The organism is Streptococcus sp. Z556 (assembly GCF_053010225.1).
In genome coordinates, this window is record NZ_JBRKNU010000001.1 from 1 (window position 1) to 25,453 (window position 25,453).

Below are 25,453 nucleotides of genomic sequence, written 5' to 3' on the forward strand. Positions count from 1 at the left end.
TTTCGTATGCGGATGGTAAAGCAGTTGTATTTACAAATAAATACACTGTTCCAAACCCAACACCGGATCCAAACCCAGCACCAAATCCAAACCCAGCACCAAATCCAAACCCAACACCAAATCCAAATCCAACACCAAATCCAAATCCAACACCGGATCCAGCACCAACGCCAGATCCAACACCAGATCCAGCTCCGACGCCAGATCCAAATGAACCAGGAACAAAACCAAATGTTCCAGGAGAAAAAGAGGAACCAAAACCAACACCTCCAGCTACGGAGACTAAAGGTAAAGCTGAACTTCCAAAAACAGGTGAAGCAACATCTATCTTCTCAGCAATTGGATTTGTAGTCTTGGCATTGAGTGGACTGGTATTCTTCGTAAAACGTAAAGCTTAAGCTTTCGTAGAAGAAACATGAAACTTGGTAAGTGAGAATTCTACTTCTCTCTTAAACTTGATAGAGAAAGTCTCTAGAAAATTTATTTTCTAGGGGCTTTTTTTGTGTTTCAAAAAATTTTTTAAAAATAGTCAAATTTGGTCAAAAAGTTATTGACTTTTACTGACCAATGTGATATAGTAGAAACATAAGGAAAATGAATTCCTTAAATAGCTTACTTTCAAGAAATTAGTCTTTGATAATGAGCTATAGAATCCCGAGAAAGGGGTGAGGCCTATGTTTAATCTAACAGACTGTGAAAAGAAGATGATAAAAGGCTTATTTAAAAAAGAAAAACCAGAAATTATACGTAGAGTAGCTAGATAGCTAGTCTAAATTTTTTAAAACAAAGGTCAAAGATAGTCAATATCAGTGATCGCAAATAATCAATATTAAACGAGGTAAAGAATATGAACAACAACTTTAATAACTTTAACAACATGGATGATTTATTTAACCAATTGATGGGTGGTATGCGAGGATACAGTTCTGAAAACCGTCGCTACTTGATTAATGGACGCGAAGTGACACCTGAGGAATTTGCTCAGTATCGTGCAACTGGTCAATTACCAGGAAATGCAGAATCTGATGCGCAAATGCAACAACACGCTTCAGGTATGAAACAAGACGGTGTCCTTGCTAAACTAGGTCGTAACTTGACAGCGGAAGCTCGTGAAGGCAAGTTGGATCCTGTTATCGGTCGAAACAAGGAAATTCAAGAAACTTCTGAAATCCTCTCACGTCGTACCAAGAACAATCCTGTTCTGGTCGGAGATGCAGGTGTTGGTAAGACAGCAGTTGTCGAAGGTCTAGCGCAAGCCATTGTGAACGGAGATGTTCCAGCTGCTATTAAGAATAAGGAAATCATTTCCATTGATATCTCAGGTCTTGAGGCTGGTACTCAATACCGTGGTAGCTTTGAAGAAAACGTTCAAAACCTAGTCAATGAAGTAAAAGAAGCAGGGAATATTATCCTCTTCTTTGATGAAATTCACCAAATCCTTGGCGCTGGTTCAATCGGAGGTGATAGTGGTTCTAAAGGTCTTGCAGATATTCTCAAGCCAGCTCTCTCCCGTGGTGAGTTGACTGTTATTGGGGCAACAACTCAGGACGAATACCGTAACACTATCTTGAAGAATGCAGCCCTTGCTCGTCGTTTCAACGAAGTCAAGGTCAATGCTCCTTCAGCAGAGGATACCTTTAAAATCCTTCAAGGCATTCGTGACCTCTATCAACAACACCACAATGTCATCTTGCCAGATGAAGTCTTGAAAGCAGCAGTGGATTATTCGATCCAATACATTCCTCAACGTAGCTTGCCTGATAAGGCTATCGACCTTGTCGATGTAACGGCGGCTCACTTGGCAGCTCAACATCCAGTAACAGATGTTCATGCTGTTGAACGGGAAATTGAGGCAGAAAAAGACAAGCAAGAAAAAGCAGTTGAGGCAGAGGACTTTGAAGCAGCTCTTAATGCCAAGACTCGCATTGCAGAATTGGAGAAAAAAGTCGAAAACCACACAGAAGATATGAAAGTGACTGCCACTGTCAATGATGTGGCTGAATCTGTGGAACGAATGACAGGTATTCCAGTATCACAAATGGGAGCGTCAGACATCGAACGTCTCAAGGATATGGCTCATCGTTTGGAACACAAGGTTATCGGTCAAGATAAGGCAGTAGAAGCAGTGGCTCGTGCTATTCGTCGTAACCGTGCTGGTTTTGATGAAGGCAATCGCCCAATCGGTAGCTTCCTCTTTGTAGGGCCAACTGGGGTTGGTAAGACGGAGCTTGCTAAGCAATTGGCGCTCGATATGTTTGGAACTAAGGATGCGATTATCCGTTTAGATATGTCTGAATACAGTGACCGCACAGCTGTATCTAAGCTAATCGGTACAACAGCTGGTTATGTGGGGTATGATGACAATAGCAATACCTTGACAGAACGTGTTCGTCGTAATCCTTACTCTATCATTCTCTTGGATGAGATTGAAAAGGCGGATCCTCAAGTCATTACCCTTCTCCTCCAAGTCTTGGATGATGGTCGTTTGACAGATGGCCAAGGAAATACCGTGAACTTTAAAAACACTGTCATTATCGCAACATCAAATGCTGGATTTGGTTATGAAGCCAACTTGACAGAAGATGCGGACAAACCAGAATTGATGGATCGTTTGAAACCATTCTTCCGTCCAGAGTTCCTTAACCGCTTTAACGCTGTTATCGAGTTCTCACACTTAAATAAGGAAGATCTTTCTAAGATTGTGGACTTGATGTTGGCTGAGGTCAACCAAACCTTGGCTAAGAAAGACATTGATTTGGAAGTCAGCCAAGCAGCTAAGGACTTTATCACAGAAGAAGGTTATGATGAAATCATGGGTGTTCGTCCTCTCCGTCGTGTAGTTGAACAACAAATCCGTGATAAGGTGACGGACTTCCACTTGGATCACCTAGATGCCAAACATCTGGAAGCAGACATGGAAGATGGAGTCTTGGTCATTCGCGAGAAAGCCTAAATCAAGATTTTGAGAATAAAAAAGAACCAGTTATTGTAACTGGTTCTTTTGCGTTTAGATGACATGGCGTTCAAAGGCATCATCTGAAATACCTTGTTCTAGGATGAGTTTAGCCCATTCTTTAGCAGAAAAGAGGCTGTGGTCTTTGTAGTTTCCGCAAGATTCGATGGTTGTTCCAGGCACATCTTCCCAAGTAGTAGTTTCAGCAATTTCCTTTAGAGAATCCTTGATAACAGCTGCAATCTCAGCACTGGTGTGACGTCCCCACATAATCATATGGAAACCAGTACGGCAACCGAAGGGTGAGCAGTCAATCATGCCGTCAATGCGGGTACGAATGAGTTTGGCTAAGAGGTGCTCAATGGTGTGAAGGCCAGCGGTAGGGATAGAGTCTTCGTTTGGTTGTACCAAGCGAATATCAAAGTTGGAGATAACATCTCCCTTTGGCCCTGTTTCTTCCCCAATCAAGCGAACATAGGGTGCTTTAACAATGGTGTGGTCTAGTTCAAAACTTTCGACAATAACTTCTTTTGACATGGTCGTTCCTTTCAGTTTTCTTCTTTCATTATAACATAAAGGATGCTGTTGAGATAGAGAGAAAACCTCTCCGAGAAAGGAGAGGTTTGAGTTTTTACTTACGATACAAGCGATCGTATTGGTAGTAAGGGTCAAAGGTTACGTTGATACCTAGTTTGCGAAGGACATTCTTGTCTTCATCGGTCAAGATGATGGTAGAGTGGGCTTCGCTACCTTTGAGGTTACCAAGTTCTTCCATGGCACGCGCGGCGTCAGGGTTTTCCATAGCTGTGATGGCAAGTGCAATCAAAATTTCATTTGAATGCAGGCGCGGATTACGGCTACCTAGATGGTTGATTTTAAGGCCTTGGATTGGTTTGACAACTTCAGGCTCGATTAATTTCACTTCCTTGTCGATAGTAGCAGATTTCTTAATGGCGTTGATCAAGGCAGCAGCTGTAGGGCCAAAGAGTTCAGAGTTTTTACCAGTGACAATGTCGCCAGATGGCAATTCGAGAGCTAGGGCAGGTCCGCCAGTTTCTTCCGCTTTTTGACGTGCTGCGACAGCAACCTTACGGTCTGCAGGTGTGATACCGAGGTCGTTCATGAGAAGTTCAATCTTCTTGACAGCAGTTTCTCCGACTTTTTCAGCTTTAAAATCAAGAACAGTTTGATAATAGCGACGGATGATTTCTTGTTTAGAAGCTTCGATAGCAGCCTCATTATCTGTAATAGCGAAGCCAACCATGTTGACACCCATGTCTGTTGGTGAAGCGTATGGAGATTCACCGAGAATGCGTTCCAACATACGTTTGAGCACTGGGAAAATTTCGATATCACGGTTGTAATTGACAGTGGTTTCTCCGTAGGTTTGGAGATGGAAAGGGTCAATCATATTGACATCGTCAAGGTCTGCGGTTGCAGCCTCGTAGGCCAAATTGACTGGATGATGAAGGGGAAGATTCCAAACTGGGAAGGTTTCAAACTTAGCGTAACCAGACTTAATGCCATTAAGTTGGTCGTGGTACATATTGGACATACAAGTTGCCAATTTTCCAGAACCAGGTCCAGGAGCGGTTACGACAATCAAGTTGCGACTGGTTTTGATGTAGTCGTTTTTCCCCATACCTTCGGGAGAAATGATGTGGTCTATATCAGTCGGGTATCCTTTAATTGGATAATGAAGATAAGAATCAATTCCATTTTTCTCGAGCTGGTTTCGGAAGGTATCTGCAGCGGGTTGTCCGGCATATTGTGTGATGACAACAGAACCGACAAAGATCCCCAGCTCATTGAATTTGTCAATCAAACGAAGCACTTCTTGGTCATAAGAAATGCCTAGGTCGCCACGTGCCTTGGAATGCTCGATGTTGCTAGCGTTAATAGCAATCACAACCTCAACCTGCTCCTTCATCTCCTGCAAGAGCTTGATCTTGTTGTCAGGTTCATAACCAGGCAGTACACGAGCAGCGTGGAAATCTTCTAACATTTTGCCGCCAAACTCCAGGTAAAGCTTGCCGTCAAATTGGTTAATACGCTCCAAAATGTGGTCGCGTTGTAGATTTAAATATTGTTCAGAACTAAAAGCTTGTTTTTTCATTTTTTTACCTCTGACCTCTATTATATAAAAAAAATGGGAGTTAGGAAACTACGGAGCTAAAAAAGAAATCAAAAAGATTAGGCAAACGCTTGCACTAAGTTTTAAAAAGCGCTATCATAGACTGTAGAATATTAAAATAATGAGGTAAACAGATGCAAGAAAAATGGTGGCACAATGCCGTGGTTTATCAAGTCTATCCCAAGAGTTTTATGGACAGCAACGGAGATGGCATTGGTGATTTGCTAGGAATTACAAGTAAGTTGGACTATCTAGCTAAGTTAGGAATTACAGCGATTTGGCTTTCTCCTGTTTATGACAGTCCTATGGATGATAATGGTTATGATATTGCTGATTATCAAGCGATTGCAGCTATTTTCGGGACCATGGAGGACATGGACCAACTGATCGCAGAAGCTAAGAAACGTGATATCCGTATCATCATGGACTTGGTGGTCAATCATACCTCGGATGAACATGCTTGGTTTGTCGAGGCCTGTGAAAATCCTGACAGCCCTGAACGTGACTACTATATCTGGCGAGATGAGCCCAATGATTTGGAGTCTATCTTTAGTGGGTCTGCTTGGGAATACGATGAGAAGTCGGGTCAATACTATCTCCACTTTTTCAGTAAGAAACAGCCCGATCTCAACTGGGAAAATGAAAAACTTCGCAAGAAAATTTATGAGATGATGAACTTCTGGATTGATAAAGGTATTGGTGGTTTCCGTATGGATGTCATTGACATGATTGGTAAGATTCCTAATGAGAAGATAGTTAATAACGGTCCTATGCTCCATCCTTATCTCAAGGAAATGAATCAGGTAACTTTTGGGGATAAAGATCTCTTGACAGTGGGAGAAACTTGGGGGGCGACACCAGAAATTGCCAAACTCTACTCTGATCCAAAGGGGCAAGAATTGTCTATGGTCTTCCAGTTTGAGCATATCTGTCTTCAGTATCAGGAAGGGCAACCTAAGTGGCACTATCAAAAAGAACTGAATATCAGTAAGTTAAAAGAAATCTTCAACAAATGGCAGACAGAGTTAGGAGTTGAAGACGGCTGGAATTCCCTCTTCTGGAACAACCATGACCTTCCTCGTATCGTCTCTATCTGGGGAAATGACCAAGAATACCGTGAAAAATCTGCCAAAGCCTTTGCAATTCTGCTTCATTTGATGAGAGGGACTCCTTATATCTACCAAGGTGAGGAGATTGGGATGACCAACTATCCTTTTGAAACACTGGATCAAGTAGAAGATATTGAATCCCTCAACTATGCGCGTGAGGCACTTGAAAAAGGTGTTCCGCTCGAGGAAATTATGGATAGTATCCGTGTCATCGGACGTGATAATGCCCGTACCCCGATGCAATGGGATGAAAGCAAAAATGCTGGTTTCTCAACTGGTCAACCTTGGTTGGCAGTTAATCCAAACTACGAAGAAATCAACGTTCAAGAAGCACTAGCAAATCCAGATTCTATTTTTTATACCTACCAAAAACTGGTTCAAATCCGTAAGGAGAACAACTGGCTGATTCGAGCTGATTTTGAATTGCTTGATACAGCTGATAAGGTCTTTGCTTATATCCGTAAGGATGGAGACCGTCGCTTCCTAGTTGTGGCTAACTTGTCCAATGAAAAACAAAACTTTTCAGTAGAAGGAAAAGTTAAATCTGTCTTGATTGAAAACACTGTGACTCAAGAAGCAGTTGAAAAACAGGTCTTGGCTCCGTGGGATGCTTTCTGTGTGGAACTGACTGACTAAAATGAGCAAACCTCAAGTTTTTGAAGCTTGAGGTTTTTTACTAAAAATTGTATTGAAAAATCTTTAAAAAATATTTGTTAGAATTTTCTAAAAAATTATGCGAAAGCCCTTGCTTTTATAAAAAAATAGGGTATAATGGTGAAAATACTATCTTAAAGGAGATTACTTATGAGATCGAAAAAGTGGCTCTTAGGAGCAGGTGCTGTTTTGAGTGCAGCCCTTCTGTTAACAGCTTGTGGGCAAGGTGAAAAAAAGGCTGATGCTCCCAAGACATTTTCATATGTCTATGCTATGGATCCATCATCTTTGGACTACAGCGTGACGAGCAAGAGCTCAACTTCTGACGTTATAGCCAACGTTGTCGATGGCCTTTTGGAAAATGATAAGTATGGAAACTTAATTCCATCACTTGCAGAAGACTGGTCCGTTTCTAAAGATGGTTTGACTTATACCTACAAACTCCGTAAGGGTGTAAAATGGTATACTTCTGAAGGAGAAGAGTATGCTGAGGTCAAGGCCAAGGACTTTGTTACTGGTCTGAAACACGCGGCTGATGGCAAATCAGACGGCCTCTCTCTCCTTCAAGATTCTATCAAAGGTTTGGCAGAATATATCAGTGGAGAAAGCAATGAATTCTCTACTGTAGGAGTTAAGGCTGTTGATGATTACACGGTAGAATACACGCTTAACAAACCAGAAAGTTTCTGGAATTCTAAGGTTACAACTGCTACTATGATGCCAGTTAATGAAGAATTCTTGAATTCTAAAGGGAGCGACTACGGTGCGCCAACACCATCAAGTATTCTTTATAACGGTCCTTACCTTTTGAAATCATTGACTTCAAAATCAGTCATTGAGTATGAAAAGAATCCAAACTATTGGGACAAGGACAATGTTAAGATTGACAACATCAAACTAACCTTCTATGATGGTTCCGACCAAGAATCCTTGATTCGAAGCTTTACGCAGGGTGCCTATACAACAGCTCGTCTCTTCCCAACAAGCTCAAACTTTGAGTCAACTAAGAAAGAGTACGGAGATAAGATTGTCTATAGTCCACAAGAAGCGACAAGCTACTACCTCACTGTTAACGTAAACCGCCAGTCTTACAATAAAACAGCCAAAACAGACGAGGCTCAAAAAACATCAACAAAAGAAGCTCTTCTCAACAAGAACTTCCGTCAAGCCTTGAACTTTGCCCTTGACCGTCATTCTTACACGGCTCAGTTGAATGGTGAAGAAGGTGCGGATAAAATTATCCGTAACAGTCTAGTACCTCATGACTATGTTCAAGTAGGTGAAAAGACATTTGGAGAGTTGGCACAAGCAGAGCTGGTTTCTTATGGAGACCAATGGAAAGATGTAGCCCTTACTGATGGTAAGGATACGCTTTACAGTCCTGAAAAAGCCAAGGCAGCCTTTGCGAAGGCTAAGGCAGAATTGCAGGCTAAGGGTGTGACCTTCCCAATCCGTTTGGATGTTCCAGTTGAACAGACTGATGTCATTGCCGTTCAACAAACCAACTCACTCAAGCAGTCTATCGAATCAACACTTGGTACGGAGAATGTCATTGTCGATGTCCTTCAAATGACCGATAATGAGAAAATGAGCATTACGTCTCAAGCTAAGGTTCCAGCGCAAAAAGACTACGACTTGAATGGAACTGGTTGGGGACCAGACTATCAAGACCCAGCTACCTACCTAAACATTCTTGATGCTAAGAAGGGTTCTGCCCTTAAACACTTGGGTATCACTCGTGGAAAAGATCCAGAAGTGATGGCTCAAGTAGGTCTAGACGAATACAAGAAACTCTTGGATGATGCCGCAGCTGAAACAAGCGACCTCAATAAGCGTTACGAAAAATACGCTAAAGCGCAAGCTTGGGTATCTGATAGTTCGCTTTTGATCCCAGTTGCTTCTTCAGGTGGTTCTCCAACTGTTAGCCGTACTGTTCCATTCACAAAAGCATACTCTCAAGTCGGAATCAAGGGAGATCCATTTGTGTTCAAAGGTTTGGAGTTGCAAAATGATGTCGTGACTACAAAAGAATACGAAGAAGCTCTCAAGAAATGGCAGAAAGAAAAGATTGAAACAAATGCCAAATACCAAAAAGAGCTAGAAAAACACGTTAAATAATCTATAAGAAAGGAAGATGCAAAATGCAGCGCTTCCTTTCTTTTTATTTGACTAGGTTCATCATTCATCTATAAAAGAATCGGAAACTTTACAATTTAAGATAAATTTGATAAAATATGTCTATGTTATAAAAAGTAACATAAAGGAGTAGAGGATGAACATGAAAAAAAGACTCATCGGAACTGGTCTTGTCCTAGCTACAGGAATTTTACTGACAGCTTGTGGACAGTCAAATACTGATACAAGCACTTTCTCATCAACATTTAGTGCAAATCCGACGACATTTAACTATCTTTTAGACTATTATGCAGATAACACTTCAGTGATTACCAATCTTGTGGATGGTTTGCTAGAAAATGATAGCTATGGGAATCTAACGCCAGCTCTAGCTGAAGATTGGTCAGTTTCGGCGGATGGTTTAACCTATACCTATAAACTCAGAAAAGATGCCAAGTGGTACACTGCTGATGGAGAAGAGTACGCTCCAGTCAAAGCCCAAGACTTTGTCACTGGGATTAAGTATGCTGCGGACAACAAGGGTCAAGCCATGGATCTCATCCAAAACTCTATTAAGGGATTGAATGACTATGTGACAGGTGCGACCAATGACTTCACAACAGTTGGTGTCAAAGCCTTGGATGACTATACGGTTGAGTACACTTTGACTCGACCAGAGCCATACTGGAACTCAAAGACCACCAATAGTATCCTTTTCCCGGTTAACGAAGAGTTTTTGAAATCAAAAGATAAAGAATTTGGAACCTTGACGCCAAACAGTATCCTTTACAATGGACCTTACTTGTTAAAAGATTTCACATCAAAATCTTCCATCGAATATGTGAAGAATCCTAACTACTATGATCATGAGAAAGTCACCATTGAAAAAGTTAAATTGGCTTACTTTGATGGCTCTGATCAGGAGATGACCATTCGAAACTTTGAAAGTGGTGCCTATACGCTTGCGGGAGTCTATCCAAATAGCTCGAGCTATGCTAAGACAAAAGAAAAATACCAAGACAATATTGTTTATAGCTTACAAGACAAGACTTCTTGGTACTTCAACTTTAACGTTAACCGTAAAGCCTATAACCATACTGCAAAAAACTCAGACCAGCAAAAGAAATCAACTCAAACAGCGATTTCAAATAAAAATTTCCGTCAGGCCTTGAACTTTGCCATCGATCGGACAGCCTACTCTGCTCAATCTAACGGGCAAGAAGCAGCAAGTAAGACCCTTCGTAATACCCTTGTTCCCCCGACATTTGTGCAGGTGGGAGATAAGAGTTTTGGAGAAGTGGTTTCTTCTAAACTTGTTCAGTATGGAACAGAATGGTCAGGAATCAACTTAGCAGATGCCCAAGACGGTTATTTCAACAAGGAAAAAGCCCAAGCAAAATTTGCGGAAGCTAAAAAGGAATTGGAAGCCCAAGGGGTGACCTTCCCGATTCATTTGGACATCCCAGTTGATCAAACCAATAAAAATGCGGTTTCTGGTATGAATTCGGTTAAACAAACACTTGAAACAGTACTAGGTTCTTATAATGTCGTTATTGATGTTCAGCAACTTTCAACGGATGAGTTTGGGAATGTCGCTTTCCTAGCACCAAATCCAGCAGCTCGTGATTACGATTTGAACTTTGATGGCTGGGTTGGTGATTACCAAGATCCGTCAACTTATCTGGATCCATTTAATGCCGAAGATGGTTTTTATCTCAAAATTTTCGGTCTAGATGCTAAGGAAGACCAAGAACTCATCAAGAGTCTAGGACTTGATACCTATACGAAACTTCTAAAAGAAGCAGACGCTGAGAATCAAAATGTTGCTAAGCGTTATGAAAAATACGCTGAAGCTCAAGCTTGGATGATTGATAGTTCTCTGATCATGTCTACGATGTCAAATGGTGGTACAGCCTCTGTAACCAAAGTAACTCCCTTTACACGTGCTTACTCTCTAGTGGGAATCAAAGGTGATGGAAATAACTACAAGTACATGAGACTGCAAAAAGATCCTGTTACCAAGAAACAATTTGATGAAGCTAAGGCTAAGTGGGAAGAAGAAAGTAAAAAGGCTATCGAAAAGAGTCAAAAAGAATTTTCAAACCACGTTAAATAAAAATGAAAGACAAGCTGGCAAGATAAAATGCCCTTGTCTTTTTAATTTGTCATCGAGAAATGAAGTTAGTATACTTTTAAAGTAAATAAAGCATACAGAAGTGAATGAAAACGCTGAGAATGGTGGGAATAATTGGAATTTCTTTCATAATTGTGATATAATAATCCTAATTATTAACGTATAGGGGATTAACATGAATAGACGTTCAAAGAGAACTCGTTCTGGCAACATGAAACGAAATATTAACATAGTCTTATTAACCATTTATCTATTGTTGGGTGGTTTTTTGCTGTTCTTGATTTTTAGACACAACATTTTAGCTTTTAGATACCTGAATATTATTTCTGCAGTTCTCGTTTTATTAGCTGCTTTAGTAGGACTACTGCTGATTGTTTATAAAAAAGCTGAGAAGTTTACGGTCTTCTTTTTGACGCTTGCCATCTTAGTTAGTTCATTTTCTCTCTATGCTTTGCAACAGTTTGTCGGTTTTACCAATCATATCAATTCGACGTCAAATTACTCAGAGTATTCGATTAGTGTGGTCGTTTTGAAAGATAGTGAGATCAATAATGTGACCCAACTGGATACGGTTACGGGGCCAACAGAGACAGACAATGACAATATTCAAAAGTTGTTAGCAGATATTAAGACCAGCCAAAGTAAGGACTTGACGGTTGAGAATGCGACTTCTTACCTAGCAGCTTATAAGAGTCTGCTTTCTGGTGAAACGAAAGCAATCGTCTTAAATAGTGTCTTTGAAAATATTATTGAAGCAGAGTATCCTGACTATGCTTCTAAAATCAAGAAGATTTACACTAAAAATTTGATTAAAGAAGTTGCTGCACCTAAGGTATCGAAGAATAAAGCTTTCAATATTTATGTGAGTGGTATTGATACCTACGGTCCAATCAGCTCAGTTTCGCGTTCAGATGTAAATATTTTGATGACGGTGAACCGTGATACCAAAAAGATCCTTCTCACTACAACTCCTCGTGATTCCTATGTACCAATCGCAGATGGAGGAAACAATCAAAAGGATAAATTGACCCATGCAGGGATTTATGGAGTAGACTCGTCGATTCATACCCTGGAAAACCTATATGGTGTGGATATCAATTACTACGTCCGTTTGAACTTCACTTCTTTCTTGAAGTTGATTGACCTTTTAGGTGGCGTAGATGTTTATAATGACCAAGATTTCACATCTTTACACGGGAAGTTCCATTTCCCAGTTGGAAATGTCCACTTAGATTCTGAGCAGGCTCTGGGATTTGTTCGTGAGCGCTACTCTCTAGCAGATGGAGATCGTGACCGTGGACGAAACCAACAAAAGGTTATTGTAGCTGTTATTCAGAAATTGACGTCAACTGAGGCTTTGAAGAACTATGACAATATCATTAAAGGATTGCAAGATTCTCTTCAAACTAATATGCCTTTGGAAACCATGATGGATCTAGTCAATACTCAGTTAGAGAGTGGAGGAAATTATAAAGTAAACTCTCAAGACTTGAAGGGGACTGGTCGTATGGATCTTCCTTCTTACGCCATGCCAGATAGTAACCTCTACATGATGGAAATCGACGATAGTAGTTTGGCTGCGGCGAAAGCTGCTATCAATGATGTGATGGAGGGGAAGTAGAATGATCGATATTCATTCGCACATCGTTTTTGATGTGGACGATGGTCCAAAGTCGATAGAGGAAAGTAAAAACCTTCTAAGAGAGGCCTATAGTCAAGGAGTGCGAACAATCGTTTCAACATCGCATAGACGAAAAGGAATGTTTGAAACTCCTGAAGAAAAGATCGCAACCAACTTTCTCAAGGTACGGGAAATGGCTAAGGAAGTTGCTAATGACCTAATCATTGCTTATGGGGCTGAAATCTACTATACTCCGGATGTCGTTGAGAAGTTGGAAAAGAAATTAATCCCCACGCTAAACGATAGTCGCTATGCCTTGATTGAATTTAGCATGAATACACCCTATCGAGATATACATAAGGGGTTGAGTGATATTCTAATGCTGGGTATTACGCCAGTCATTGCCCACATTGAACGTTACGATGCTTTAGAAAATAATGAAAAGCGCGTACAAGAGTTGATTGACATGGGGTGTTACACTCAAGTCAATAGTTCTCATGTCTTGAAACCTAAACTCTTCGGAGAAACTTATAAATTCATGAAAAAGAGAGCTCAGTATTTCTTAGAGCGTGACCTCGTTCATGTAATCGCTAGTGATATGCACAACTTGGATCATAGACCGCCTCATATGGAAGAAGCCTATGATATCATTGCCAAAAAATACGGTGAAAACAAGGCCAAGGAACTTTTTAAGGATAATCCCCGAAAAATAATAATGGATCAATTGATTTAGGAGAAAAAATGAAAGAACAAAATATGATGGAAATCGATGTATTTCACTTGCTTAAAATCCTTTGGAAACGAAAATTGTTAATTGCTTTGGTAGCATTCGTGACAGGGGCAGTAGCATTTGCTTACAGTAGTTTTATTGTGAAACCAGAGTTTACCAGTACTACCCGCATTTATGTGGTCAACCGTAATCAGGGAGATAAGCCAGGTTTGACCAACCAAGACTTGCAAGCTGGATCTTACTTGGTAAAAGACTATCGTGAAATCATTCTCTCGCAAGACGTTTTAGAAAAAGTTGCGACTGACTTGAAACTAGAACTCCCTCCAAAAGGTCTAGCTAGTAAAATTAAGGTGACAGTTCCAGTGGATACGCGTATTGTTTCTATCTCTGTTACAGACCGTGCACCTGAGGAAGCTAGCCGTATTGCCAACTCTTTGAGAGAGGTTGCTGCTCAAAAAATCATCAGTGTCACGCGAGTTTCAGATGTGACAACGCTTGAAGAAGCGCGTCCTGCAACATCCCCATCGTCTCCAAATATCCGTCGCAATACCATGGTTGGATTTCTTGCTGGAGCGGTTGTAATGGTTGTTACGGTTCTCCTAGTTGAACTCTTAGATACACGAGTGAAACGTCCAGAAGATATCGAAGATGTGATGCAAATTGCGCTATTGGGAGTAGTTCCAAATTTGGATAAATTGAAATAGGAGAGAGAGATGCCAACATTAGAGATTGTACAAAAAAAATTAGATTTGGCGAGAAAAGCTGAAGAGTATTACAACGCGCTTCGTACCAATATACAGTTGAGTGGGAATAATTTGAAAGTTATTTCGATCACGTCTGTGAAACCGGGTGAAGGGAAATCAACTACTTCTACAAATATTGCTTGGGCCTTTGCGCGTGCAGGCTATAAGACACTGTTAATCGATGCCGATATTCGTAATTCTGTCATGTCAGGTGTTTTTAAATCACGCGAGAAGATTACTGGACTAACAGAGTTCTTATCTGGGACGACAGACCTATCACAAGGGCTATGTGACACCAATGTAGAAAACTTGTTTGTTATTCAAGCGGGTTCTATATCACCAAACCCAACAGCCTTGCTACAAAGTGAAAATTTTGCAACCATGCTTGATACCTTGCGTAAGTACTTTGATTACATCATTGTGGATACAGCCCCGATCGGAGTTGTCATCGATGCAGCTATCGTCACTCAAAAATGTGATGCTTCTGTTTTGGTAACGGCAGTAGGTGAAGCTAATAGAAGAGATGTTCAGAAGGCGAAAGGGCAGCTCGAACAAACAAGCAAACCATTCTTAGGAATTGTGCTCAATAAATTGAATACCTCTGTTGAAAAATATGGTTCCTACGGTGCTTATGGCTCTTACGGAAATTATGGCAAAAAATAACAAATAGCCTAGGGAAGATATTATGGAAGAAAAGGGATTGAAGATTTCTTTGGCAGTTTTCCAGAGTTTTCTTGTCATTATTTTAGCTTATTTGCTCAGTTTTGTTAAAGAAACAGATATTGTATATACCTCAATGGTAATTCTGTACATTCTCCATTATGTTGTCTTTCATATTAGTGATTATGGACAAGAATTTTTCAAAAGAGGGTACTTGGCTGAGTTTATCAGAACAGCAAAATATATCATTTATTTTGCTTTAGCGATTAGCATCTCGAATTTTTTCTTAGAAGAGCGTTTTAGCATTTCAAGACGAGGGATGGTTTATTTTTTGATAATACATTCCATTTTGCTTTATCTGATGAATGTATGTATCAAACGTTATTGGAAACGCCTATTCCCAAACTTAAAAGGGAGAAAGAAAGTCTTTTTGATAACGGCAACTTCTAGAGTTGAGAAAGTAATGGATAGACTGATAGAAGCGAGTGACATTTTATGGGAGTTAGAAGCGGTTAGTGTTTTAGATCAACCTAACTTCCGTCATGAACATTTAAAAGTCATTCCTGCTGAAAATATTTTAGACTATACAACTCATGAAGTTGTTGATGAAGTCTTTATCAATCTACCTAGTGAGGAGTATAACATTGAAGATTATATTTCCCTCTTTGAAACAATGGGGATAGATGTGACAGTCAATCTCAATGCTTTTAACGATAATTTAGGTAGCGATAAAAAAATTCGTGAAATGGCAGGTTTGAATGTCGTAACTTTTTCAACAAAATTTTATAAACCTAGTCATGTGGTCGCTAAACGGATCATTGATATTTGCGGTGCGATTGTCGGATTGATTATCTGTGGTTTGGTGAGTATTGTTCTGGTTCCGATGATCAGACAAGATGGTGGACCAGCGATTTTTTCTCAAACTCGTATTGGGAAAAATGGTCGACATTTCACTTTCTATAAATTTAGATCTATGTGCGTGAATGCTGAGAAGCGCAAACAAGAACTTCTGGCTCAAAATACCATGCAAGGTGGTATGTTTAAGGTTGATGATGATCCTCGTATTACACCAATTGGTCGCTTTATTCGTAAGACCAGCATAGATGAGTTACCTCAGTTTTGGAATGTTTTAATGGGAGATATGAGTCTGGTAGGGACCCGTCCCCCAACAGTGGATGAGTACGAGAAATATACTCCTGAACAGAAACGTCGTCTCAGTTTTAAACCTGGGATAACAGGCTTGTGGCAAGTCAGTGGACGAAGCGAAATCAAGGATTTCGATGAAGTTGTCAAATTAGATGTAGCCTATATTGATGATTGGACTATTTGGAAAGATATTGAAATTTTACTGAAGACCGTTAAGGTTGTATTTATGAGAGATGGGGCGAAGTAATTTCTGCCCCTCAGTCTTGTTAGGAGAGAGATGAAACAGTCAGTTTATATCATTGGTTCAAAGGGGATTCCTGCCAAGTATGGAGGATTTGAAACCTTTGTTGAAAAATTAACCGAATACCAAAAAGACAGCAACATACAATACTATGTTGCTTGTATGCGTGAAAATTCAGCTAAATCTGGTATCACGGATGACCAGTTTGAGCACAATGGCGCCGTTTGTTTCAACATTGATGTGCCTAATATTGGGCCGGCTCGTGCTATCGCTTACGATATTGCAGCGGTCAATAAGGCTATTGAATTGGCTAAGGAAAACAAGGACGAGACTCCTATTTTTTACATTCTAGCTTGTCGCATCGGGCCCTTTATTTCTGGCCTTAAGAAAAAGATTCGTGCGATCGGTGGCCGGTTGCTGGTAAATCCAGATGGTCATGAATGGCTACGAGCAAAATGGAGCTTACCAGTTCGTAAGTACTGGAAATTCTCAGAGCAACTCATGGTCAAGCATGCTGATTTACTGGTATGTGATAGCAAAAATATTGAAAAATATATCCAAGAGGACTATAAACAGTATCAGCCAAAGACCACCTATATTGCCTATGGAACGGATACTGCTCCTTCAAGCCTGAAGGCAGAAGATACCAAGGTTCGGAACTGGTATCAGGAAAAAGGTGTTAGCGAAAATGGCTATTATCTAGTGGTGGGACGATTCGTTCCTGAAAACAACTATGAAACCATGATTCGTGAATTTATCAAGTCCAAGTCCAAGAAGGACTTCGTCCTCATCACAAATGTCGAGCAGAATAAATTTTACGATCAGTTGTTACAGGATACTGGTTTTGACAAAGATCCTAGGGTCAAATTTGTCGGTACGGTCTATGACCAAGAATTGCTCAAGTACATTCGTGAAAATGCTTTTGCCTATTTGCATGGGCATGAGGTTGGAGGGACTAACCCTTCTCTACTGGAAGCCCTAGCATCTACAAAACTGAATTTGTTGCTAGATGTTGGCTTTAACCGTGAGGTTGGTGAAGACGGGGCTATTTATTGGAATAAAGACGAGTTGGCACACGTCATTGAGGAAGTAGAGGGATTTGATCAGGTAGTGATAGCTGACTTGGATTTCAAGTCAAGCCAAAGAATTCTCTCAGCTTTCACATGGGAAAAGATTGTGTCAGATTATGAAGAAGTGTTTAAAGGGTAAAGAATGAAACGGATTTTATACTTGCATGCTGGTGCAGAAATGTATGGAGCAGATAAGGTTTTACTGGAATTGATCAAAGGATTAGATCGCCAAGAATTTGAAGCTCACGTCATCCTACCAAATGATGGTGTTTTAGTCGAGGCCTTACGTCAAGTTGGGGCTCAGGTCAGCGTGTTGGATTATCCGATTTTACGAAGGAAGTATTTTAATCCCAAAGGCATTGCCGACTATATTCGCTCTTATAATTTCTATGCTAAGCAAATCGCCCTCTATGCTCGAGAACGCAGTATAGATATGGTTCACAATAATACAGCGGCTGTTTTGGAGGGTATCTATTTGAAACGCAAGCTCAAGCTGCCTTTGATTTGGCATGTTCATGAGATTATCGTCAAACCCAAAGCTATTTCTGACTTTATCAATATGCTCATGGGACGATATGCAGACAAGATTGTGACGGTGTCCCAAGCGGTTGCTAATCATATCAAGCAGTCTCCCTTTATAAAAGATAGCCAAGTGGAAGTGATTTATAACGGTGTCGATAATGCCGTCTATTATCCAATGGATGCGTCTTCTATTCGTGAAAAATTTGACATTGCGCAAGATGCACTTGTGATTGGCATGATTGGTCGGGTCAATGCTATCAAAGGGCAAAATGATTTCATAGAAGCAGTCGAGCCACTTTTGGAAAAGAATGAGAAAGCGGTGGCTTTCCTAGCTGGAGGTGTTTTTCATGGTGAAGAATGGCGCTTAGAAGAACTAGATAATAGAATAGCTTCTTCATCTGTTGTGTCACAAATTCATCGTATTGATTACTACGATAAGACTTCTGAACTTTATAATATGTTTGATATCTTTGTCTTACCAAGTATAAAACCTGATTCCCTACCTACAGTAGTCCTAGAAGCCATGGCTTGTTCAAAACCAGTTGTTGGTTATAACAATGGGGGAATAGCTGAAATGGTAGTAGATGACAAAAGTGGTTACTTAGTCAAACCAAATCGTCCTCAAGAACTTTCTAATGCCATTTCTCTATTACTAGATAGTTCTGAAAAAAGAGAAAAATTTGGGCGAGTAGGATATCAGAGACAAAGAGAGCTGTTTTCTTTGGAGAGTTACATCAAGAACTTCTCGGAGTTGTATAAAACAGATAGAAAAGATTAGTTATGAATAAAATAGATTTTGTTGTTACTTGGGTTGATGGGAATGACCCTGTATGGCAAGGAAAAAAATCACGGTATGATGGTTCGGTCAATACTTCTAAACAGAGCATGAATTCGGATAAAGCTTATCGTGAATGGGGAACCTTTAAATACTGGTTTAGAGGAGTTGAAAGATTTGCTCCTTGGGTCAATAAGATCTACCTCGTGACCGACCAGCAAAAGCCAAGCTGGTTAGATATAAACAGTGAAAAATTGGTCTTGGTAGATCATACAGAGATTATCTGTAAGGATTACCTACCAGTTTTTTCTGCCAATCCGATCGAAAGTAATATCCATCGCATTCCTGGTCTCTCTGAGCACTTTGTCTTTTTTAATGACGATATGTATTTGACGGCTCCAGTTGAACCGACAGATTTTTTCTCAGGGGATGGTTTACCCAAATATAATACGGCTCTTTCTCCGATTATTCCTGAAAGATATGGGACGGGGAATTTTCAGATAAATGACATGGAGATTGTCACTAGCTATTTCAGTCGAAATGAAATTTTGAAGAATGGACAATTCTTTGATCCTAAGCAGGGATTAAAGAGTATTGTTAAGTCGCTAGTATACAGAAATAGTCAGTTTATCTGTGGTTTCTGGGAGAGTCACCTGCCCTATCCCCTACTAAAATCAACAATGGACTTGGTATGGGAAAAGGAAAAAGCAGTTTTGGAGACAACCTCAGCGAGTCGCTTCAGAAGTCCCTCTGATACCAATGTTTGGCTCTTTAAATATTGGCAGATCGCTAGTGGTCAATACGCTATCGGAAATCCTAAGTTAGGGGGACTCTTTTCTTTGGATAATGCCGGACCAGATTTTTGGAAGCTACTGAATTCTGGTAAATACCAAATTATGTGTATCAATGACGGACACAACGTTCAAGATGAGGAACAGGTGATGACAGACTTCGTCAAGGCTATGGACCAACTGCTTCCAGATAAAAGCTCATTTGAGATTTAAACTGAAAAAATAAGTAAGAGAAAGAAAAAATAGATGATTTCGGTAATTGTACCTGTTTACAATGTGGAGGACTACCTTCATTATGCTATGGAGAGTTTGGAACATCAGACATACAAGGATATGGAGGTCCTCTTGATTGATGACGGATCGAGTGATGGCTCAGGACTCTTGTGTGACCAGTATGCCCAGCAGTATGATTGGGTGACGAGCTACCACAAGGTCAACGGTGGTTTATCTGATGCTCGCAACTATGGGGTCTTGAAAGCCAAGGGTGACTGGATCACCTTCCTAGATCCGGATGACTATTTGGAACCTTGCGCCTTGGAACTGCTAGCAGAGCTACAAGGTCGTACCCAAGCAGATATGGTTAGTGGTAAAGTGGAGCCGACAGCCCACTATCATCGTTATCAAAATTTTCGCTTGGATCAGCTTGATCTAGACCAGGTTAAAGTCTATGATAAGGCGAAGGCTCTGACGGAAATGCTCTACGGAGACCTTGTGACGGTCTCTGCTTGCGGGAAACTCTATCGGAAAAAACTTCTGGAGAAAGCTCCCTTCCCCAAGGGGCGCATCTACGAAGACCTCTATGTAATCAGTGAGCATCTCAACCAAGCCCAATCAGTTGCCTTGTACCATCTTCCGATTTACCATTATTACCATAGACCCGGTAGCATTACTGCATCGGCTTTCACGCCTAAACAATACGAGTTTTATGAAGCAATTGATCATTTAAAAGAGGTTGTGAATGCAACCTATCCTGAGAGTTCAGAACTCCAAGAAGCCATTATTTCTCGATTCTTTACAGGAAGTCTTCTTATCTTTACAATGATTCATGATGGAAATCCAGCAGAGTTCAAGCGACTTCAGGAGAAGACAAGACCATATGTACCTCTTGTCTTGAAGAATGCTAGAGTTAGTAAGAAACGTAAGATTCTCTATGTTTTGATTAGTAGGTATCCACGCCTCTATTTTTACTTTAAAAAGTGGAAGAAATAAACTACTGAATGAAAAAAGTTCAGAAATTAGAAAAGGAAAATGAAGATGTTAAAGATAGAACGTGATAAATTGCTCGTGACAGCAGTTTTATTTGTGATAATTTCTATAGATATGATAAACACTTCAATGTTAGCACCTGTATTACCTAGTATACCTAATTTTGTTCCTTTCTTTGCAATCATGTTACTAGCTGTGCGTTTTTTATATATTCGTAGCTATTCTTTGAGTTTTTTAATATTTGCACCTACCCTCATTTTAGTTGGAAGTATGGTTTATTATAAGGCAGGAAACTTAAATGGTTTAATGTTTTTGCTGTTGATTGTTTTTCTTTATAAAGCAGATTTAGAGTCTATACTTAAAATTTATACTTGGACGAGTTTATCTTTTATAGTGCTTATTATTTTACTATCGTTAGTCAATGTTATTCCCAATTTACAGTTTGTTCAAACTCGTCCTGTGGGTGTAGTTGTACGTAACTCTTTTGGTTTCATCTATCCAACAGATTTTGCCTCGCATTGTTTCTATCTCTTTACTGCTCTGTCCTATCTTCTGAGAAAGAAGTTTATCTTACTAAGAACCCTATCAGGTGTAGCCTTGGCAGCCTTTATTATTCATTATTGTGATGCTCGTCTGAATGCTCTATCTATCTTGGTAGCGACGGGAGTCTTTCTCTACTTTTATTATCGTAACAAGACGGAATGGCGTTTATTTACCCTACTGCCTTTTTCGGCTGGTATCGCTTCTTCGGTCATGATTTATCTATCCAACAAGTTTAGTTGGTCTCAACCATTATATGTTGCTCTGAATAACTTTTTCAGCATGCGATTGTATTTGGGACATGAAGCGCTTAAGAAATATGGCGTACAGTTATTTGGGATTCGCGGAATTTCCTTTGTTGGATATGGAGGAAAGACAGAAACGGTTTTGAACTATGACTATGTAGATTCGTCTTATGTACAAATGTTATTTACTTACGGTTTGATTCCAGTTGTTATGCTGGTATGCTTCTATATGGTTCAGTCCTGGTCTCTCTACCGTAGAAAGAACTATTTATTGTTAACCTGTCTGGCCTTAGTAGCGGTCAATTGTATGTTTGAGGCCTTCTGGGTTCGTCCATCATACAATATCTTTATGTTCCTTCTCTTTGCTACTATCCCAGTGATGGAATTTGAAGGGGAAAAATCTGAGATGAGGGAAGCTGTGTGAGAGTTTTAAAAAATTATTTGTACAATCTATCCTATCAACTACTTGTCATCGTCTTGCCAGTGATTACAACTCCCTATATCACTCGGGTTTTTTCTTCGGATGATTTGGGGTCTTACGGATACTATAACTCTATCGTGACTTATTTTATCCTACTAGCGACGCTTGGAGTAGCGAATTATGGGACCAAGGAAATTTCCGGCCATCGTAAGAAAATCGAAAAGACCTTCTGGGGCATTTACAGTTTACAAGTTCTTTCAACCTGTTTAGCAGTTACGCTTTATATCATTGTCTGCTTGCTTGTACCGTCAATGAACAATCCAATTGCTTATATTCTTGGCTTTAGTTTGCTGTCTCGTGGTTTTGATATTTCTTGGCTTTTTCAAGGATTAGAAGATTTCAAAAAAATTACAGCTCGTAACACAATGGTCAAACTTCTAGGTGTTGTTTCGATTTTCCTATTTGTTAAGAAACCATCTGACTTGTACTTGTATATCATCCTCCTGGTTGCCTATGATCTACTAGGTCAGTTGAGTATGTGGCTTCCTGCTCGGGAACACATTAGCAAGCCACATCTGGATATAGCCTATGCCAAAGAGCATATCAAACCAGTCATTCTTTTGTTTCTGCCGCAGATTGCCATTTCGCTCTACATCACGCTAGATCGCACAATGTTAGGTGCCTTGTCTTCGACCAAGGATGTCGGGATCTATGACCAAGCCTTGAAATTATTGAATATTTTGTTGACCTTGGTAACGTCGCTAGGTAGTGTTATGTTGCCTCGGGTCTCCAACCTCCTCTCATCAGGGAATAAAAAGGCGGTTAACAAGTTACATGAAATGTCCTTTCTGGTTTATAACTTGGTTATCTTTCCGATGATTGCGGGGATTTTGATTGTCAACAAAGATTTTGTTCAATTTTTCTTGGGGCAAGACTTCCAAGATGCTCGTTATGCGATTGCCATCATGGTCTTTAGAATGTTCTTTATTGGCTGGACTAACATAATGGGAATCCAGATTCTGATACCTCATAATCGCAATCGTGAATTTATGCTATCAACAACCATTCCAGCTGTCTTTAGTGTTGGCTTGAATTTCCTCTTGATCCCACCTCTAGGCTATATTGGGGCGTCAATCGTATCTGTTGCAACGGAAGGTTTAGTCTGGTTCATCCAGCTCTACTTTACACGTTCGTATCTAAAAGAGGTCAAGATTCTACCGTCTATGCTAAAAATACTTTTAGCATCACTCCTGATGTACGGCGCCTTGTATTCTGTACAAGCTTTCATCCACTTCTCATCTGTTGTGAATGTCTTGATCTATGCTGTGCTTGGTTTCCTAGTCTACGGTGGCTTGATTTTGGTCTTACGAGTTTTGGATTTTCAAGAACTAAAAAGTGTTTTAAAAAAATAAGGAGAACTTATGTACGATTATCTTATCGTTGGTGCTGGCTTGTCAGGTGCAATCTTTGCCCACGAAGCTAACAAACGTGGCAAGAAAGTCAAGGTGATTGACAAACGTGACCACATCGGTGGAAATATCTACTGTGAAAATGTTGAGGGTATCAATGTCCATAAGTATGGGGCTCATATCTTCCATACATCCAATAAAAAGGTCTGGGACTATGTCAATCAGTTTGCAGAGTTTAACAATTACATCAATTCCCCTATCGCCAACTATCAAGGGAATCTTTACAATCTGCCTTTTAATATGAACACTTTCTACGCCTTGTGGGGAACAAAGACACCTCAAGAAGTCAAGGACAAGATTGCTGAGCAGACGACTCACATGCAAGATGTTGAGCCAAAAAACTTAGAGGAACAAGCCATTAAGTTGATTGGTATGGATGTCTATGAAAAGCTAATCAAGGGCTATACCGAAAAGCAATGGGGACGTTCCGCTACTGAACTGCCACCCTTTATCATCAAGCGTTTGCCAGTTCGATTGACCTATGATAACAACTACTTTAACGACCGTTACCAAGGGATTCCAATTGGTGGTTACAATGTCATCATCGAAAAGTTGTTGGAAGGAATCGAAGTAGAGCTTAATACAGATTTCTTTGCTGATCGTGAGAACTTGGAGGCTTCAGCAACTAAGCTTGTCTTTACAGGGATGATTGACCAGTTCTTTGACTATCAGTTTGGTGAACTAGAGTATCGTAGTCTCCGTTTTGAGCATGAGATTCTGGACCAAGAAAATTATCAAGGAAATGCTGTAGTCAACTATACTGAGCGAGATATTCCCTATACGCGTATCATCGAACACAAACATTTTGAGTTTGGGACTCAGGACAAGACGGTTATTACTCGTGAATATCCAGCAGATTGGAAAAGAGGAGATGAACCTTACTATCCAATCAATGATGCCAAAAACAATGCTATTTATGAGCAGTATCTAGCAGAAGCCGAGAAAAATGGACGCGTGATCTTCTGTGGTCGCTTGGCAGATTATAAATACTATGATATGCATGTGACTGTTGAACGTGCATTGGATGTGGTAGAAGAAGAACTAGGGAGCATCTAAGAACTTCACAGATAAAGGGGAGAAAAGGTGAAATATTATCTGAAGGATTCATTTCTGCATAATGCACATGAAAAGAATGCAGGGAGTAAGGCACGGAATGACGTGGAAGCTATTCTAATCTCAGAGGGTTATAAGGGGTTGGAACTCAAGGTTGAGAATTGGTATAAGATGAATTTCTTTAAAGCTCAGAAACACAAATATCGGGCGACCAAGTCTGTGTTTGATCAGTTGGGGGCTGGAGATGAATTGCTGATTCAGTTCCCGATTATCCACCATACATTTTTCATCTTACAACTCATCAAGCAGGCGCAAAAAAGAGGAGTTAAATTCTATCTTTTGATCCATGATATTGAAACCTTGCGTCATGCAGCAGGTTCAGAAGTGAAATTTCGCCATAAAGTGAGAAATTACTTCCAGGAAAAGAAAGCTTTGATGTCAGTGGATGGGATTATCGTTCATAACGATATCATGAAAAATGTTTTAGCCGGTCAAGGATTTCCGTCTGATAAAATGGTAAGTCTAGAGATTTTTGATTATTTGATTCCAGACTTCCAAGAAAAATCTCTTCCTCAAAAAGATCAACCTATCATAGTTGCTGGAAATTTGAACCCTGCAAAGTCAGGTTATCTTTATAACTTGCCAGAACAGCCAGCCTATAACTTGTACGGAGTGGGCTATGATGAAAGTCGTGCATTGAAAAACACTAGCTACTTTGGTTCCTTTATGCCAGATGACCTCCCAGCTGCTCTTGAAGGTAGTTTTGGTTTGGTCTGGGACGGAGACAGCTCAAAAACCTGTCAAGGTTCTTACGGAAACTACCTACGCTTTAACAACTCGCACAAGGCTTCTCTTTATTTGGCATCAGGTTTCCCACTAGTAGTGTGGAAGGAATCGGCTCTGGCCCACTTTGTACTGGACAAACAGTGTGGAATAGCAGTTGATTCTTTACATGACCTCCAAAGAGTACTAGATGATTTGACACTTCAAGATTACAAGGAACTTTCAGAACAGGCTAGGAAAGTTGGAGCTGCTCTTCGAGATGGAGCCTATTTAAAAGCTGCCTTATCCAAATTGAAGTAAATTCCTTAGGGAATTTGGGACAAAATGAAATATAATAT

General features: G+C 40.2%; 20 protein-coding genes. 18 read left to right on the top strand and 2 right to left on the bottom strand.

Going from position 1 to position 25,453, the window contains the following annotated elements:
* Both ACVC7S_RS00005 and ACVC7S_RS00010 read left to right on the top strand, forming a co-directional pair.
* On the top strand, positions 1-398 hold a 398-nt coding region (locus ACVC7S_RS00005; RefSeq protein ID WP_447265727.1), incomplete at its 5' end, for an LPXTG cell wall anchor domain-containing protein.
* Between the two features lie 449 nt (positions 399-847).
* Positions 848-2,953: an ATP-dependent Clp protease ATP-binding subunit gene (locus tag ACVC7S_RS00010; RefSeq protein ID WP_447265728.1), complete on the top strand. Its 2,106-nt coding sequence runs from the start codon at positions 848-850 to the stop codon at positions 2,951-2,953.
* Positions 2,954-3,007: 54 nt separating this feature from the next.
* Here ACVC7S_RS00010 and ACVC7S_RS00015 read toward each other — a convergent pair whose 3' ends face one another.
* Together ACVC7S_RS00015 and ACVC7S_RS00020 are read right to left on the bottom strand one after the other, a co-directional pair.
* On the bottom strand, positions 3,008-3,490 hold the full coding sequence (locus tag ACVC7S_RS00015) for an S-ribosylhomocysteine lyase (RefSeq protein ID WP_000032557.1): 483 nt from the start codon (positions 3,488-3,490) through the stop codon (positions 3,008-3,010).
* A gap of 94 nt (positions 3,491-3,584) precedes the next feature.
* Positions 3,585-5,069: a DUF1846 domain-containing protein gene (locus ACVC7S_RS00020; RefSeq protein WP_447265729.1), complete on the bottom strand. Its 1,485-nt coding sequence runs from the start codon at positions 5,067-5,069 to the stop codon at positions 3,585-3,587.
* A gap of 152 nt (positions 5,070-5,221) precedes the next feature.
* Between ACVC7S_RS00020 and ACVC7S_RS00025 the strand changes: the two genes are divergently transcribed.
* From ACVC7S_RS00025 to ACVC7S_RS00100, 16 genes are all read left to right on the top strand, one after another.
* Positions 5,222-6,832, top strand: a complete 1,611-nt coding sequence (locus tag ACVC7S_RS00025) for a glycoside hydrolase family 13 protein (RefSeq protein ID WP_447265730.1) — start codon at positions 5,222-5,224, stop codon at positions 6,830-6,832.
* A gap of 168 nt (positions 6,833-7,000) precedes the next feature.
* Positions 7,001-8,968 (top strand): peptide ABC transporter substrate-binding protein, encoded by a 1,968-nt coding sequence (locus tag ACVC7S_RS00030; RefSeq protein WP_447265731.1) that lies wholly within the window; start codon positions 7,001-7,003, stop codon positions 8,966-8,968.
* A 154-nt stretch (positions 8,969-9,122) separates the two neighbouring features.
* Positions 9,123-11,081, top strand: a complete 1,959-nt coding sequence (locus ACVC7S_RS00035) for a peptide ABC transporter substrate-binding protein (protein WP_447265732.1) — start codon at positions 9,123-9,125, stop codon at positions 11,079-11,081.
* 193 nt (positions 11,082-11,274) lie between these two features.
* Positions 11,275-12,720, top strand: coding sequence for an LCP family glycopolymer transferase CpsA (gene cpsA / locus ACVC7S_RS00040; protein WP_447265733.1), 1,446 nt, complete (start codon positions 11,275-11,277; stop codon positions 12,718-12,720).
* A 1-nt stretch (position 12,721) separates the two neighbouring features.
* Positions 12,722-13,453, top strand: coding sequence for a capsular polysaccharide biosynthesis protein Cps4B (gene cps4B / locus ACVC7S_RS00045; RefSeq protein ID WP_447265734.1), 732 nt, complete (start codon positions 12,722-12,724; stop codon positions 13,451-13,453).
* An 8-nt stretch (positions 13,454-13,461) separates the two neighbouring features.
* The gene (gene cpsC / locus ACVC7S_RS00050; protein WP_084939336.1) at positions 13,462-14,154 is read left to right on the top strand and encodes a capsular polysaccharide biosynthesis protein CpsC; all 693 of its coding nucleotides are present in this window, start codon (positions 13,462-13,464) and stop codon (positions 14,152-14,154) included.
* A 9-nt stretch (positions 14,155-14,163) separates the two neighbouring features.
* Entirely contained in the window at positions 14,164-14,856 is a 693-nt protein-coding gene (locus ACVC7S_RS00055) for a tyrosine-protein kinase (protein WP_001142577.1), read from the top strand.
* Positions 14,857-14,878: 22 nt separating this feature from the next.
* Positions 14,879-16,246 (top strand): sugar transferase, encoded by a 1,368-nt coding sequence (locus ACVC7S_RS00060; RefSeq protein WP_447265735.1) that lies wholly within the window; start codon positions 14,879-14,881, stop codon positions 16,244-16,246.
* 30 nt (positions 16,247-16,276) lie between these two features.
* Positions 16,277-17,449: a beta 1-4 rhamnosyltransferase Cps2T gene (gene cps2T / locus ACVC7S_RS00065; protein WP_447265736.1), complete on the top strand. Its 1,173-nt coding sequence runs from the start codon at positions 16,277-16,279 to the stop codon at positions 17,447-17,449.
* 3 nt (positions 17,450-17,452) lie between these two features.
* Positions 17,453-18,610, top strand: a complete 1,158-nt coding sequence (locus tag ACVC7S_RS00070; protein WP_447265737.1) for a glycosyltransferase family 4 protein — start codon at positions 17,453-17,455, stop codon at positions 18,608-18,610.
* A gap of 2 nt (positions 18,611-18,612) precedes the next feature.
* Positions 18,613-19,611 (top strand): Stealth CR1 domain-containing protein, encoded by a 999-nt coding sequence (locus tag ACVC7S_RS00075; RefSeq protein ID WP_447265738.1) that lies wholly within the window; start codon positions 18,613-18,615, stop codon positions 19,609-19,611.
* Positions 19,612-19,644: 33 nt separating this feature from the next.
* Complete coding sequence (locus ACVC7S_RS00080; protein WP_447265739.1) at positions 19,645-20,607, top strand: glycosyltransferase family 2 protein; 963 nt, start codon at positions 19,645-19,647, stop codon at positions 20,605-20,607.
* Positions 20,608-20,652: 45 nt separating this feature from the next.
* Positions 20,653-21,813: a polysaccharide polymerase gene (locus ACVC7S_RS00085; protein ID WP_447265740.1), complete on the top strand. Its 1,161-nt coding sequence runs from the start codon at positions 20,653-20,655 to the stop codon at positions 21,811-21,813.
* A complete protein-coding gene (locus ACVC7S_RS00090) occupies positions 21,810-23,222 on the top strand; it encodes a flippase (RefSeq protein WP_447265741.1) in 1,413 nt (470 codons plus the stop codon). The genes ACVC7S_RS00085 and ACVC7S_RS00090 overlap by 4 nt, the downstream gene beginning before the upstream one ends.
* Positions 23,223-23,231: 9 nt before the next feature.
* Positions 23,232-24,335 (top strand): UDP-galactopyranose mutase, encoded by a 1,104-nt coding sequence (gene glf / locus ACVC7S_RS00095; protein ID WP_447265742.1) that lies wholly within the window; start codon positions 23,232-23,234, stop codon positions 24,333-24,335.
* A gap of 27 nt (positions 24,336-24,362) precedes the next feature.
* Entirely contained in the window at positions 24,363-25,415 is a 1,053-nt protein-coding gene (locus ACVC7S_RS00100; RefSeq protein ID WP_447265743.1) for a galactofuranosyltransferase, read from the top strand.
* Positions 25,416-25,453 lie beyond the last annotated feature (38 nt).

What these genes read in the sequence shown, in the direction of transcription:
- ACVC7S_RS00010 (WP_447265728.1), top strand. Translation starts at nt 848, where the DNA reads ATGAACAACAACTTTAATAACTTTAACAACATGGATGATTTATTTAAC.
- ACVC7S_RS00015 (WP_000032557.1), bottom strand. Translation starts at nt 3,490, where the DNA reads ATGTCAAAAGAAGTTATTGTCGAAAGTTTTGAACTAGACCACACCATT.
- ACVC7S_RS00020 (WP_447265729.1), bottom strand. Translation starts at nt 5,069, where the DNA reads ATGAAAAAACAAGCTTTTAGTTCTGAACAATATTTAAATCTACAACGC.
- ACVC7S_RS00025 (WP_447265730.1), top strand. Translation starts at nt 5,222, where the DNA reads ATGCAAGAAAAATGGTGGCACAATGCCGTGGTTTATCAAGTCTATCCC.
- ACVC7S_RS00030 (WP_447265731.1), top strand. Translation starts at nt 7,001, where the DNA reads ATGAGATCGAAAAAGTGGCTCTTAGGAGCAGGTGCTGTTTTGAGTGCA.
- ACVC7S_RS00035 (WP_447265732.1), top strand. Translation starts at nt 9,123, where the DNA reads ATGAACATGAAAAAAAGACTCATCGGAACTGGTCTTGTCCTAGCTACA.
- cpsA (WP_447265733.1), top strand. Translation starts at nt 11,275, where the DNA reads ATGAATAGACGTTCAAAGAGAACTCGTTCTGGCAACATGAAACGAAAT.
- cps4B (WP_447265734.1), top strand. Translation starts at nt 12,722, where the DNA reads ATGATCGATATTCATTCGCACATCGTTTTTGATGTGGACGATGGTCCA.
- cpsC (WP_084939336.1), top strand. Translation starts at nt 13,462, where the DNA reads ATGAAAGAACAAAATATGATGGAAATCGATGTATTTCACTTGCTTAAA.
- ACVC7S_RS00055 (WP_001142577.1), top strand. Translation starts at nt 14,164, where the DNA reads ATGCCAACATTAGAGATTGTACAAAAAAAATTAGATTTGGCGAGAAAA.
- ACVC7S_RS00060 (WP_447265735.1), top strand. Translation starts at nt 14,879, where the DNA reads ATGGAAGAAAAGGGATTGAAGATTTCTTTGGCAGTTTTCCAGAGTTTT.
- cps2T (WP_447265736.1), top strand. Translation starts at nt 16,277, where the DNA reads ATGAAACAGTCAGTTTATATCATTGGTTCAAAGGGGATTCCTGCCAAG.
- ACVC7S_RS00070 (WP_447265737.1), top strand. Translation starts at nt 17,453, where the DNA reads ATGAAACGGATTTTATACTTGCATGCTGGTGCAGAAATGTATGGAGCA.
- ACVC7S_RS00075 (WP_447265738.1), top strand. Translation starts at nt 18,613, where the DNA reads ATGAATAAAATAGATTTTGTTGTTACTTGGGTTGATGGGAATGACCCT.
- ACVC7S_RS00080 (WP_447265739.1), top strand. Translation starts at nt 19,645, where the DNA reads ATGATTTCGGTAATTGTACCTGTTTACAATGTGGAGGACTACCTTCAT.
- ACVC7S_RS00085 (WP_447265740.1), top strand. Translation starts at nt 20,653, where the DNA reads ATGTTAAAGATAGAACGTGATAAATTGCTCGTGACAGCAGTTTTATTT.
- glf (WP_447265742.1), top strand. Translation starts at nt 23,232, where the DNA reads ATGTACGATTATCTTATCGTTGGTGCTGGCTTGTCAGGTGCAATCTTT.